The 12,652-nt window shown below is 52.0% G+C and carries 11 protein-coding genes; 6 read left to right on the top strand and 5 right to left on the bottom strand.

The window, feature by feature from the left end; translation table 11 throughout:
• Nucleotides 1–14: 14 nt before the first annotated feature.
• The 3 genes from IEY39_RS11580 (at nt 15) to IEY39_RS11570 (ending at nt 2,960) form a co-directional block, all read left to right on the top strand.
• Entirely contained in the window at nt 15–986 is a 972-nt protein-coding gene (locus tag IEY39_RS11580; protein WP_188931581.1) for a type IX secretion system membrane protein PorP/SprF, read from the top strand.
• A 10-nt stretch (nt 987–996) separates the two neighbouring features.
• On the top strand, nt 997–2,583 hold the full coding sequence (locus IEY39_RS11575; protein ID WP_188931579.1) for an OmpA family protein: 1,587 nt from the start codon (nt 997–999) through the stop codon (nt 2,581–2,583).
• 131 nt (nt 2,584–2,714) lie between these two features.
• Entirely contained in the window at nt 2,715–2,960 is a 246-nt protein-coding gene (locus tag IEY39_RS11570) for a hypothetical protein (RefSeq protein ID WP_188931577.1), read from the top strand.
• 23 nt (nt 2,961–2,983) lie between these two features.
• On the opposite strand, the gene IEY39_RS11565 is transcribed toward IEY39_RS11570, so the two are convergent.
• The 4 genes from IEY39_RS11565 to IEY39_RS11550 form a co-directional block, all read right to left on the bottom strand.
• Nucleotides 2,984–3,676 (bottom strand): LytR/AlgR family response regulator transcription factor, encoded by a 693-nt coding sequence (locus IEY39_RS11565; RefSeq protein ID WP_229688878.1) that lies wholly within the window; start codon nt 3,674–3,676, stop codon nt 2,984–2,986.
• A gap of 27 nt (nt 3,677–3,703) precedes the next feature.
• Nucleotides 3,704–5,311, bottom strand: coding sequence for a sensor histidine kinase (locus tag IEY39_RS11560; RefSeq protein WP_229688877.1), 1,608 nt, complete (start codon nt 5,309–5,311; stop codon nt 3,704–3,706).
• A gap of 83 nt (nt 5,312–5,394) precedes the next feature.
• Nucleotides 5,395–7,074 carry a tetratricopeptide repeat protein gene (locus tag IEY39_RS11555; RefSeq protein ID WP_188931575.1) on the bottom strand — a complete coding sequence of 560 codons (1,680 nt, stop codon included), beginning with the start codon at nt 7,072–7,074 and terminating at the stop codon, nt 5,395–5,397.
• An 8-nt stretch (nt 7,075–7,082) separates the two neighbouring features.
• Nucleotides 7,083–7,925 (bottom strand): universal stress protein, encoded by an 843-nt coding sequence (locus IEY39_RS11550; RefSeq protein ID WP_188931573.1) that lies wholly within the window; start codon nt 7,923–7,925, stop codon nt 7,083–7,085.
• Nucleotides 7,926–8,076: 151 nt separating this feature from the next.
• On the opposite strand from IEY39_RS11550, the gene IEY39_RS11545 reads away from it, so the two are divergent.
• The 3 genes from IEY39_RS11545 (at nt 8,077) to IEY39_RS11535 (ending at nt 11,114) form a co-directional block, all read left to right on the top strand.
• Complete coding sequence (locus IEY39_RS11545) at nt 8,077–8,772, top strand: response regulator transcription factor (RefSeq protein ID WP_188931571.1); 696 nt, start codon at nt 8,077–8,079, stop codon at nt 8,770–8,772.
• Nucleotides 8,772–10,172 carry a sensor histidine kinase gene (locus tag IEY39_RS11540; RefSeq protein ID WP_188931569.1) on the top strand — a complete coding sequence of 467 codons (1,401 nt, stop codon included), beginning with the start codon at nt 8,772–8,774 and terminating at the stop codon, nt 10,170–10,172. The genes IEY39_RS11545 and IEY39_RS11540 overlap by 1 nt, the downstream gene beginning before the upstream one ends.
• Nucleotides 10,173–10,250: 78 nt before the next feature.
• Nucleotides 10,251–11,114, top strand: coding sequence for an OmpA/MotB family protein (locus tag IEY39_RS11535; RefSeq protein WP_188931567.1), 864 nt, complete (start codon nt 10,251–10,253; stop codon nt 11,112–11,114).
• Between the two features lie 105 nt (nt 11,115–11,219).
• Here IEY39_RS11535 and IEY39_RS11530 read toward each other — a convergent pair whose 3' ends face one another.
• Nucleotides 11,220–12,413, bottom strand: a complete 1,194-nt coding sequence (locus IEY39_RS11530) for a hypothetical protein (protein WP_188931565.1) — start codon at nt 12,411–12,413, stop codon at nt 11,220–11,222.
• Between the last annotated feature and the right edge of the window lie 239 nt (nt 12,414–12,652).

The following is a 12,652-nucleotide window of genomic DNA, read 5'->3' as shown; positions in this document are numbered from 1 at the left end:
AACTCTATATCCAGATGAGCAAGATATTAAACATATTGGTCCTCCTTGGTCTCGCGGGCTTCGCCCGCGGCCAGGAGATCAATTTCTCGAGGGTCCAGGATATGACCATCTGGTACAACCAATCCCTGAAAACAGAAAAGCAGAATAGCCTGAACCTTAATTACCGCAGCGTCCAGTACGGCGGGCAGATCGCCTATAACAGCGTAGCAGCCCTGTTCTCCATGCCCCTGCTCTCGAAAGACGGGAAGAACAAACCCAATTCCGGTTACTTCAGCTTCAGCGCCGGGGCAGCCTCCGACAAGACAAATGACGGTATCCTGAATAATGCGCTCGGGATGATGGGCATCTCCTATGCCGTACCCATCGGCCGGCATGAGACCTATCTCGCCCTGGGCTTCCAGGGAGAATATTACCAGAGTCAGCTGAATGTTGCCGGCATCAGCGGCGCCTTCGGCGATCAATTCAATAACTACGGCCCCATCGAAGGCGCACCTAGCGCCGACCGACTGGCCGCCGGCTGGTCCTATGGCCATTTCAATCTCAACGCCGGTGTCTCCGTCTTCAGCAACGGTCGCAACGACAAATGGTATGTCGGCGCCTCCGCCATGCAGGTGAACAAACCCTATTCCTATAAGGTGAAATCGGATTCCACCCGCCTGAAACCCGCCATCGGCGTGCAGGCCGGCTATCGGTATACGACAAAGGAAGAGGATGAAGTAGGCTTTTATATGTCGATGAGCTGGCAGGGGCCCGCCTACCGGCACTATTACGAACTCATCTATACAAAGGCCATCCCGGGCATTGCCGGCGGCGCGGCCGTTGGCGCAGGGCTTGGCTACCGGTATAACGACGCCCTTGTACCCAATATCGAATTACGGTATCAAAAACTCACTTTAGGAATATTATACGATGTAAATGTTTCCACCATCAGCGCATCCGGCATTGATCGCAATGGCGTAGAGCTTGCGCTGAAGATGGATTTTTAAAAACAATCCCATGAAGAAGGTAATGATAGGTTTGATTGGTTGTTCCCTGATGGCTCTGACAACGGCCCGGTCGCAGAACTCCGGGGCCATTGGCTCGGCACACCATCCCGTCGCGGACACCACCGGAAAGGGGCAGGGGCACACGGTTATTGCAAGGGATACCATTCCGCCAAACACCCCGGACACTTCTTTCCGGTACCACTCTACCGATACCACCATACAGCTGAAGGACAGCGTCATCTCACTGGCCGATGACGCACCTGCCGTGAAAAAAACTCCACCTGCCGATTCATCAAAAACCGACCCGAAACCGATCGAAACCGACCCGAAACCTACCGATACAAAGACGGTCAACCCTGCCGACACTACGGCGGAAGACAAGACCGAAGAAAAAAAGCGCGAACTCGACCCACGCTGGTTCATTTCTCCGGGCCTCAAACTGCAGTTCCAGGACTTCGCCATGCTGGAAAAGAACCGCAAGGGCTATCTCAGCGATGCCAACACCCTGCCTTTTCTCCAACGCGGCAACGCCTCCTTTGCAGTCTCGGCTTATAAGAACATCACCCAGCGGCTGTCTTTCAGCGCCGACCTCGGCCTCAGCTTCGGGCATGTCACCAGCAACAACGTGCTGATCAGCCAGACACCGTCAAAGACCTTCAACCTGATCAACGCAGCGATCTACTACCATCTCATCAGTCCTGCCTACCGGCTCCAACCCTATGTGACCATTGGGATCAACGATATCATCAACGACAAGTCCTTCCCCACCGTGCCCATGGGCATCGGTGCCAAATTCAATTCCCGCAAGATCATGGTGCTGGGCCAGGTCACCTATGGGCAGAGTATCTCGAATAACATCGCCAGCACGACGATGTACGCTCTTGGGGTCTATATCCCCATCAAGAGCAAAAAGTACAAGGATCTCGATCAGGACGATAATTCGCGCTTCAACAAGAAAGACAAGGACGAAGCAAAGAAGAAGGACACGGCTAATAAGAACAATGGCAATGTCACCAACAACATCTACATCACGATCAATATGGACTCCGTGCTGAAGGCAAAAGGCCTGCTCGATGACAACGGTAACCCCATCACCGCCGGCAATGGCGGCAGAAAAGGTGGCAGCGACGATGGAGATGACAATGAAAGCGGTGCCCGCAGCCGGCGCAAGAAGCCCTTCCGCTCACTCGGCCTCGACGACTTCAACGACGACGATTATCACATCGACTCCCTCGATGGAAAACCCGTCCTGCGTTTTGTGGTCTACTTCGAATTCAACGACTATGGCCTCAATTCCCATGCTTTCAACAGCATTGACAAGGTGATCAGCCACCTCAAGCGTAGCTCTGAGTTCACCGTGGAGATAAAAGGCTATACCGACTCGGTCGGCACCAATCAATTCAACAATGTACTCTCCCGGAAAAGGGCCAAAATGGTGCTGGACTATATGAACAGCCGTGGCGTCCCCACCGAACTGATGAAGGCTAAGGCCTATGGTAGCGACAATCCCGTTGCTGACAACAGCGACCCCAACCAGGCCTGGCTCAACCGCCGCGCGGAGATCATCGTCCACCGGAAAGAGCTTGCAGCCCAATAATGTGCTGGAGACTTAAGGCAATACCCGTATAGTATTACCAGGAACATATTAGAATAAAAAATATGGAACAATAATTTCCCAATTCGGGAGTTATTGTTTTATATTTATTCCGGACACAAAATCCAAGATCCATGTTAAACCCTAGTTTATTCGCAAATTCTACCTCATTTTGGGGCCATCTCCCCTCCAACATCAAGATTCGACTCATCGACGAATCAGGTAATTTTATCGATCCTCACCAAATAAAAGAAGTAGATTACCTTTCCCGCTTTATAAACAAATGCGTTGTCAATAAGGTATTCCAGAAGATGATGGCCGACAAACGCAGCGGCGTCATTGAAGTATACCAGGACAAGGTTCTCGTAAAAGAAAATTAAGCACCCCGGGCCCCCGGCCTTCGTCAGGCTCCTGTGATCTTACTCACTTCCCGCGCATAGCCTGCTCCAATCGGCAATTCATGGTCACCGATGAATAACGATTCACGTTCTACCCGGTCTACCTTCCCGCTGGCTACGAGGTAGCTGCGATGCATCCGGATAAAGGCAGGCTGTGGCAGCAGCGCTTCGGCCTCCGACATGGTCAGCCGTGACAATATCTTGTCTTCCCTCAGCACAAACTGAATATAATTACCCGTACTCTGAACGTACAGGATATCGTCCAGCCGTATCCGCACCTGCCCATACCCGCTTTTGACAAAAATATAATCCACCGCTGCAGGTGCCCCATGCTGCCGTTTCAGTTCGAACAGCTCGTAGGCCTTATTACAAGCCTTTAGAAACCGGCTTTGGCTGAAGGGCTTTAGCAGGTAGTCTATTGCATCGAGCTCGAAGCTCTGCACCGCGTGCTCGCTATAGGCCGTTGTAAAGATCACCATCGGCGGATGCGGGATGCTCCGCAGCAGCTCGATACCCGAGATATCGGGCATCTTGATATCCAGAAAGATCAGGTCGATCTTCTCCTGCTGCAGCCGCTTCAGCGCTTCGAACGCGTCAGTGTAGAACCCCACGATCTCCAAAAAGCCGATCTTCCCCGCCAGGGCCTTTACCACATCCAGGGCGATCGGTTCGTCATCGATGGCAATTGCTTTCAACATGATCATGGTGTAAGGTTCAAAGATAGCTTAAGGTTCGATCATCAGCTGAATAAAGAATTCCTTCTCGTCCTGGTTCACAAAGAGCGTGTGCCGGGCCGGATACACCAGGTTCAACCGGTGCAGCACGTTCTTCAGCCCGATGCCCGATTTTTCCTTTTCCGGATCGGTCCCCTGCCGGGTATGAATGCTGTTGCGCACCTCGAACAGGATGCGGTCGCCCTCTCCGTTGAGCCGGATATCGATCCAGGAAGGATGCCGCAGCGAGATCCCATGCTTGAAGGCATTTTCCACAAAGGGGATCAGCAACATCGGCGCGATCATGCAATCCGGCAGGTTGTCGGCTATCGCCGTGGTGATGTTGATCAATGGCGACGAATCCGAACGCAGCTGCTGCAACGCGATATAATTTTGCAGGTATTCGACTTCCTTGCTCATGGGTATCCGGTCCTGGTGGTTCTCATGGAGCATGAATCGCATCATGTCCCCCAGTTGCTGGATACCACCCGCCGTCCGCAGGGCCTCTTCCTGCAGGGCCGTCCCGTAAAGGGTGTTCAACGCGTTGAAAAGGAAATGGGGGTTTATCTGGCTGCGCAGGAATTGCAGGTCGGCTTCCGACTGGCCCAGCGCCTCCTGCAACGCCCGCACCTGCAGTATCTTGTTCTTCCGGCGCTGGAAGATGAACCAGGAGACGGGCGTGACGACAAAAAGCTGCCCCATCCAAATGGACAAGATACCCGGCATCACGTCATGGCTCTCGCCCATGATGAAAAATGGAACGGGAATGCTCCAGGCAAGCGTGGATAATAACAACCGGTTCAATACCCTCCGCCGGAAGAAACGTCCGTCGCCCACCGTAGGAAAGACCCAGTATATATTGGTCAGTCCGGCCAGTAGCAGCACCGGTCCGACCCCAAAAAAGATGACACCAAAAGCCTTGTCTTCGAAAACATCAAAGAAATACAACACACAACCCACCATGAAATACACCAGTGCATAGGTGGTGATCTGGTTCACCAGCGCGATCCGCCAGGCATTCCGCTTAGGGTCGGCAACCAGCCGCCGGATGCTTATTTCCCGGATATATGCATAGGTGGTATACAGCAACAGCAGTTTCGCGGAATTGCCCCATCCCAATCCCAGCGCCCGGTTTGCCAGGCTTGTCCAGTCCATACCGACAAAATCATACTGTTGCTCATAGTAGATCACTACCGCCCAGCCGATGCCAAGCACAATTATCAGCAATACCGTATTGGCCAGCCCCCACAGAAACCGCTTTAGGGTCTCCCCGGCCGAACCGCTGATCTCGATATGCCCCCGCAAAGCAAAGGCAACCCGGAAACTACCTGGTTCGGCGGCCTCCGCCTGCACCAGCCGCGGCAGGGTATACAAATTCATCCAGAGATAGCCGAGATAGATCATCACCAGTAACCCGGTCTCCGGAAACAATACATTCACAAAATAATCGAAGTACAGCTGATGCTCGTTGAAACGCCCACCGTATTGTTCCCGTAACCACGTGCCGGAATGCTCGAATATCTTCCACCAGTAACCGACGATGCCCAATAAACAATATACCGTCACCAGTATCAGTTCGTTCTCCCGCCACCGGGTCTGATTATGTTTGCGTGTCTCCATCTCGTTTTTTCAACAAGATTATAGCAAAACCGCAGGCATCCGGGCCAAATGTGATAAAACAGGCCGAAAATGTGATAGAACAGCTATTTGTCTGCCTTCTCCCCCTTCTCCGATTTGGCTGCTGCTGACTCGCCTGAAGACCCCTTACCGGCCATCCGGCTCAAATTCTTCTTCAATATCGCCACATACCGTTGCGCATCGGTATTGTTTGGGTCAAGCGACAGCAACCGTTCGAAATAATCTATCGAACCGGCATAATCCTTTTCCGTATTTGCCTTATACGCCGCGATATACCCGTAGGCCTCGATGAGATGTTTGCGGAAGGTCTTATTGGTCGAGTCTTTGGCATCCACTTCGATCAGCTTCATATAGTCCGGAATAGCCAATCCCTTAGACATGGCCGTGTCTATTGCCGCACCACAACGTGCCCGCCAGTAATAGCCAAATTCCTGCTCGGGATATTTCGTTTCATAGATCCCAAACACAGTGTCTGCCGCCGGGTATTCCTTTGCCATATAGTGTGCCAGGCCCCAGTTGAACAGATCGAGATTAGTCGCTTTCGTATTCCCGGTATAATATTTCCCCAGCCATTGGGCCTCGTTTGAATAATCCTTTTGTTTCTTGTACAGGTCCGCCAGCTTCCTTGCGTCGTCCTGCCGTTGGATACTGTCCTTTTCCAGGCCGTCCGCCTTTACGAAATACACCGCTGCACTATCCGCCTGTCCCAGCGAAGCGTAAATCTCACCCATCGTGCTGTAATCCTTCACTACGAATCCCGTGTCCGTCTGCAGCTGGAAATATTGTTTCATATAGTCAAGCGCCTTCGTACTGTCGTGCAGTTCCTTATAAGAATAGGCGACGAGCTTATACAGCCTCGGCTCGCTCACCTTCCCTTGCCGGGCGATCAGCTGCCGGGCATGATCGATCGCCTCCGCGTATTTCCGCGAGGAATAAAGCAGGTCGGTCACCAGGTAATCGTTCTTCGGGCTGGGGTCGCTGGCGGCTATATAATGGTCCAGGCATTCTTTCGCCTTATTGACATCCCGGAAATAATTGTAATAGTAAAGCTCATACCAGGCGGGTGCATACAGCGGGTCGGCGGTAGTGGCATCCGTGAAGTATTTCAGGTACATCTCCGCATTGTTTTGTGAAACAAAGATCTTCCCCATCCGGTATAACGCTTCCACGTTGTGGCTGTCCTGCGCCAGCGCATCCTGGTAAGCCTTATAGGCATTCGTTCCATCCATCATATGGCGATAGATGTTCCCCTGTGCTACATACAGATCGGCGTTCCGCTTTTCCCTTTTTATCGCCTTATTCAACACATCCACCGCATAGGCATAATTCGCGTCTGCCGAATCGGCCGCGTCCTCGGCCCTGGTTATGGCCAGCATCACCGGCACATCCTTTTGCTTTGTCATTTCCATCGCGCGGTTGAAGTATCCCATTGCGCTGTCCTTCTTATGCTCCTCCAGCAACAACTGTCCATAAGCACAAAGCCCCATCGGCTGCTGTGCCACTGCGGCCGGCATTTGGCCAAGGGTATCCCGCAACGCAGGCACCCGCTTTTGATGCACATACACCTGCTCCAGCAACCACCAGGCTTCGGAATTGCCCGGGTCGGCCTTTAGGGCCGCCCGTAATTGACTCGCGGCCCCGTCGTAGCGATCATAATACAACAGCTTCCGCGCCTCTGCTACGGACTGAGCCTTGGAGCCACCCATCATGAAGAAGATCGCAAAAACAAATAATACCCTTTTCATATAAACACTCAATTTTGGTTTTGTTCAGTTTTGTATGGCTCTATATCGAGCACCTGTATCTTCGAATCACGTGCCAGCAAGTCGCTGATGTGCCGGTAACCGGAAAATCCCGGCACCCCGCTCTCTGTCTCGGGGTTTACCAGGATCATATCCGCCATGATCATCTCGGCGCAGTTCAACGTCGCTTTTGCCGTACTCTGCTGCCCCGTCGCCGAATATTCGATGGGATGATGAAGATGTTCCCGCAACTGATGATACGCCTTGAGAAACACCTGTGGCAGCGCCCATTCCTTTGTCTCGTGCCTGTCCTGGATGGCCAGGAGATGCACCTGGGCCCGGTATTTTTTTGCCAGCAACACTGCCCACTCCAGCTTTCTTTCCGGTAGAAAATCCCGGATGGGGATCAGGATCACCCGAGTCTTGCTTTCCGCAGAACCTGGCTTGACGGTCAACACGGGGCAATTGGTTTTCTTGGCAATGACATCCGGTGAGACGCCCCTGAAGAACGACCAGCGCCGCGGCGGATCGTTCTTGCCGATAATAATAAGATCGGGCTTTAGCAATCCTGCGCACTCTATGATCATCCGCTGCACGGAGTGCCCTTCGAGGATATTTGTTTTTATCCTTGCCGCCGGAAATTTTTCCCTTATCGTTGATCGAAGCTGCTCGAATTCCTTCTCCACTGCCCATAATTTGAACGGCTGCTCCAGGCGCCGGCTCGGTTTTATTACATGAAGCAGATGCAGTTCGGTATCATCTTTTCCCGTAAGCCCTACCGCCTTTTTCACCGCGATCTCCGTATTCAGCGAAAAGTCCACCGGGATAAGGATAGCATTGAATACAATCGCCATTTTTACCATTTGTCTCAAAGTACCCGCCGAACATTAACACATTCTTAAAGCGGCATTAGAATTGGATTAGAGAGTCCCGGGGACGGCCCCAAATTCGTAAATTCGCCAAAGACGCGGGACGCGTCTCGCCGGCCCAAATCCCGTTGAATACATGGATGACAGAAATATACTCATCGTCGAAGACGAACGAAAGATTGCCGACACCCTGAAAATGGGGCTGACGGAGAATGGCTTCGACGTCGAAGTAGCTTATGACGGTAAGATAGGCTACCAGTTGCTGTTGTCCATAAATTTTGACCTCGTCATCCTCGACATCAATCTGCCGGGAATGAATGGGTACGAACTCTGTAAGGCTATCCGTTACCGCGATAAGGACATGCTCGTCATCATGCTGACTTCCATGTCTTCCCTTGACGACAAGATCGAAGGCTATGATGCCGGCGCCGACGACTATCTTGTCAAGCCCTTTGAATTCCGGGAATTGCTGCTGAAGATCAGGGCCCTCCTGAAGCGGACCCCGGGACAAACCGTACCCGTTGGCAACGTGCTGCGGGCCGCCGACCTGGAAATGAACCTCGATAACAAGGAGGTCCATCGGGCCGGAAAGCGCATAAAACTGACTGCCAAGGAATTTCAATTACTGGAATATCTTATGCGCAACAAGAACCGCGTCGTATCCCGTGCCGACCTGGCCATCAACGTCTGGGATGTGGACTTCAATACCAATACCAATGTCATCGATGTATACATCAGTTATGTCCGTAACAAAGTGGACAAGGACTTCGAAGACAAGCTTATTCAAACCCATGTCGGCATGGGGTATATCCTAAAAACCCAACCCAACTGATGGCGGTGCGCACCCGCATAACGCTTCTCTTCACCCTTCTTGTGGTAGGCATCCTCACGCTGGTTTGCGCCTCTGTCTACTATTTCTCCTACACCAATCGCATAAAGGATATCCAGACCCGCCTTGCCAACCGCGCCATCACCACCGGCCGTCTCCTGAGCCAGGGCGGCATCTTCGACCAGGCCCTCATCCGTAAGATCGATGCGTCCACCTCCGTGGCGATGAAAGATAAGGTGGTGGAAGCCTATGACAACAGCAACAAACGCATCTATTGGTACAGCGACACCCCCGCCGATACCCTGCGTACCGACACGACCGTCCTCGATAAGGCCCGGAAGAGTAAAGACCGCATCTATTTCACCCAGGACAGGAAGGATGCCATCGCCTATTATTATAATGACGAGACTTCATGCTTTGTCATCATTGCAGCGGCCTATGATGAACCCGGCAATGAAAAGCTTCGTCACCTCCGGCTGGTGCTTTCCCTCAGCTTCATCGGCGGCATCCTTACCTCCGTCATCGGGGGCTACTTCTTTTCTATCCGCCTCCTGCAGCCGCTGCGTCGCATTGCCGATGAGGTCAACGAAATTTCGGCGCGTAATCTTACCCGGCGTATCCATTCGGCCACGGAAGACCATAAAGACCCAAAAGATGAATGGGCCTATCTCTCCGATACCTTGAATCGGCTGCTCAACCGGCTCCAGGAAAGCTTCGAGATCCAAGGGCGTTTCATAGCCAACGCTTCACACGAGCTGTCCACCCCCCTCACCTCCATCTCGAGTCAGTTGGAGGTGGCCTTACAGCGGGTGAGGACCATAGAAGAATACCGGCAGGTGATCCAATCCGTTTACCAGGATGCGTGGCAGTTAGGCAAACTGACCCAGACTCTGCTGGAGTTTGCCCGGGCTTCCGGCGCCGCCGGGGGGTTGGAGATCGATCTTCTTCGGATAGACGAGATCCTGCTACGGCTACCCGCGGAGATCACCAAGGCTAACCCCTTGTTCTCTGTCACCCTGGACTTCGACCGGTTGCCCGAGGTCGAGGAAGAATTGCTGGTCTTTGGCAATGAAGAGCTGCTTTTCACCGCCATCCGCAACATCGTTTCCAATGCCTGCAAATACTCCGACGACCACCACGCCACCGTACGGCTGGTTACCAATGGGCACGAGATTTGCATATCCATAGAAGATAAAGGCCGGGGAATAGGGGAGGAGGAATGGGAGAAGATCTTTCAGCCCTTCTATCGCAGCGACGACAGCCTTGCTACCCCCGGTTTTGGCTTGGGGTTATCTTTGGCCCGCCGCATTCTCCAATTGCACAAAGGTTCCATCACCGTCCAATCCGTCGTCGGCAAGGGTTCTATTTTCTCCCTTGTCCTTCCGTCCGCTGCAAAGCTCTAATCAAATTCTAATCTGCTTCTAAGCTGGTATTAATACCCTTATCCAATATTGTTGCGTAATTAATTTAAAACAAAAAATATGCGTATCAAGCACATGGCATTGGCTGGCATCATCCCGCTTATGCTGTTTTCCTGCGTGAGCAGTAAAAAATTCAAGGGGTTACAGTCGAAGTACGATAGCCTAAACAACGCCTACGGCGCTCTACAAAACGATTTGAAGAACTGTAACAGTAAGACCGCCGACCTCACCCGTGACAAATCAGATTGCGACGCCAAGGTCGCCGATCTGCAAAAACAGATCGCTTTTCTCAAAGAGAACAATACCCAGGCCCTGAAGCAATTGGAAGATATGTCCGTCATCAGCAGCCAACAGGCCCAGAGCATCCGCCAATCCCTGGACAACCTTGGTGCAAAGGACGCCTATATCCAAAGCCTCCAGCAGGCTATGGCGCATAAGGATTCCCTTAACATGGCCCTTGTCAACAACCTGAAAGGCGCCATTGGCGATCTCAACGACAAGGATATTAATATAAAGGTGGATAAAGGCGTCATATACGTCGACATCTCCGACAAATTACTCTTCGCCACGGGCAAGTACAACGTGACTCCCCGTGCCCAGGAGGTCCTTGGGAAGGTTGCTAAGGTGCTACAAGCGCAGCCTGACATCGAATTCATGGTTGAAGGCCACACGGATAATGTCCCTTTCCGCCGCGGCGATTTGTTGGATAACTGGGATTTGAGTGTGAAACGTGCCACCGCCGTCGTCCGCATCCTCCAGAATAAATATGGAATGGTGCCCGCGCATATGTCTGCCGCCGGTCGTGGGGAATATCTGCCGGTTGCCTCTAACGATACCGCCGAAGGCCGTCAGCTTAACCGCCGCACCCGCATCGTTATCCTACCGCAGCTGGATCAATTCTTCAAATTACTCGAACGCAAATAAAAAAATCCCCGCGTCAGCGGGGATTTTCCCCCGGCAAGCGCAGCTTGCCGGACATGATGATAAAAAAAGAGACCGTCTACTTTTATTCTGAGACGGCCTCTTTTTTTAATTCACCAAATACATCCTCGTCGCGCTATTGATATAATCATTCGGATCAAAAGCCGTATCGAACGTGTCCTTCAGCGTATTCAGCTTCGTTTCCAGCGCTTGCACCTTTAACCCTATGTCGGGATCGTTGCGGTATTTATCGATCAGCTTGCTGTAATTGCCTAAGATGCCCACAATACTAAAAGTCAGATCGCCAAACCGCATTTTTAACGATTGCACGTCCATCAATTGGTAATAGATCGGCTGCTTCCAGTTCTTCGCATCCGCCGTTTTGCGATCGGTTACCAGTGACGACGCGTCTTTCCGCAGCTCGGTCAGAAACTCATACCGCTTCTCCGCATCCGTCTCCCGGCTGAACCGGGAAGTATATTCATCCCTCGGCACCTGCAACAGGCCCAGGTTCTGGTTGAGTACGGTATCGTAATGCGTCTGTATCTTTCCCAGTTCTTTCTGCACGATGGTCCATTGCTCTTCCACCAGGTTCATATCATAATTGAACTGACCCAGCTTGGCCGTCAGCAACATCATTTTCTCGCTCTGGTCGCGCAGCTCCTTCTTCTTGCTCCCCATCGAGCCTATGTAGGAATTCATCCCAAGGAACAATGCCGATGAGGCAGGCCCTGCAATAGGGATCGTGCCCGTGATACTTCCGGCTATCTGGGTGAAACCGCTCAGCACCGCAAGCGAACCCTCATGGTCCTTCTCGCGCTGGACATATTCCGTGAATTTTTTATACCACTCCTGGTAGCCCGGATAATTCAGGGGATTTGCCGTCTCGGTGAGGGTGGAGAAGAAGCTCTTGCTGGCATTGAAGAGCAGCAACGGCTTTATCTCCTTGTCCATCGACACCAGGTTGATGATCGCCGACTGATAGTTGGCCTGGTAAACATTCACCTCGTGCTGTTCGATGGCCTGCTGTTTCGCTTCCAGGGCCTGCACACGCTGCAGCAATTTGTCCGCCTTGTCCCGGGCATCCCGCGAAGCAGCGATCTCCAGGTCGAGGCTATCAACTTTGTGGTCTAGTTTGTTAAGCGTTTGGTCGATGTTCTTTGTCTTTTTATCCAGGTTGTCCTGGATATCACTCAACACCTTGTTGCGGATGTTCTTGTCGGAGGAGAGGGTCGTGTCGGGCGCTTGGGCGAAAGTATGTAGGGAGAGGAGGCCGGACAGGACCAATAGGTACTTTTTCAAGCGATTGGAATTTTTTCGACTCCTAAGTTACTCGCCAACGGGGAAAAATGGGGTTAGAAGTTGATTAGAATCGTAAAACTACGATGAAAATTGAGGGACTTTGCTCTTTTTTAACAAATCATTCTGGCCTACTTTTGAACTATCCAATACCAATGAACACCAAGTAACAAGATCCAGAAAAACCAGTTAAAATTCAATTTCTCGTGAGAAGCCCCTGACTAATCTTGGGGGTTTTTTCG

It is taken from the genome of Puia dinghuensis (assembly GCF_014642875.1).
GTDB lineage: Bacteria > Bacteroidota > Bacteroidia > Chitinophagales > Chitinophagaceae > Puia > Puia dinghuensis.
Note: the sequence above shows the minus strand (reverse complement) of the source record. Positions and strands in the feature narration are given on the sequence as shown.

Excerpts from the sequence above, each read along its gene's own strand:
- IEY39_RS11540 (WP_188931569.1), top strand. The coding sequence starts at position 8,772 with ATGGCGGTGCGCACCCGCATAACGCTTCTCTTCACCCTTCTTGTGGTA.
- IEY39_RS11550 (WP_188931573.1), bottom strand. The coding sequence starts at position 7,925 with ATGGCGATTGTATTCAATGCTATCCTTATCCCGGTGGACTTTTCGCTG.
- IEY39_RS11565 (WP_229688878.1), bottom strand. The coding sequence starts at position 3,676 with ATGTTGAAAGCAATTGCCATCGATGACGAACCGATCGCCCTGGATGTG.
- IEY39_RS11545 (WP_188931571.1), top strand. The coding sequence starts at position 8,077 with ATGGATGACAGAAATATACTCATCGTCGAAGACGAACGAAAGATTGCC.
- IEY39_RS11535 (WP_188931567.1), top strand. The coding sequence starts at position 10,251 with ATGCGTATCAAGCACATGGCATTGGCTGGCATCATCCCGCTTATGCTG.
- IEY39_RS11570 (WP_188931577.1), top strand. The coding sequence starts at position 2,715 with ATGTTAAACCCTAGTTTATTCGCAAATTCTACCTCATTTTGGGGCCAT.
- IEY39_RS11555 (WP_188931575.1), bottom strand. The coding sequence starts at position 7,074 with ATGAAAAGGGTATTATTTGTTTTTGCGATCTTCTTCATGATGGGTGGC.
- IEY39_RS11580 (WP_188931581.1), top strand. The coding sequence starts at position 15 with ATGAGCAAGATATTAAACATATTGGTCCTCCTTGGTCTCGCGGGCTTC.
- IEY39_RS11575 (WP_188931579.1), top strand. The coding sequence starts at position 997 with ATGAAGAAGGTAATGATAGGTTTGATTGGTTGTTCCCTGATGGCTCTG.
- IEY39_RS11560 (WP_229688877.1), bottom strand. The coding sequence starts at position 5,311 with ATGGAGACACGCAAACATAATCAGACCCGGTGGCGGGAGAACGAACTG.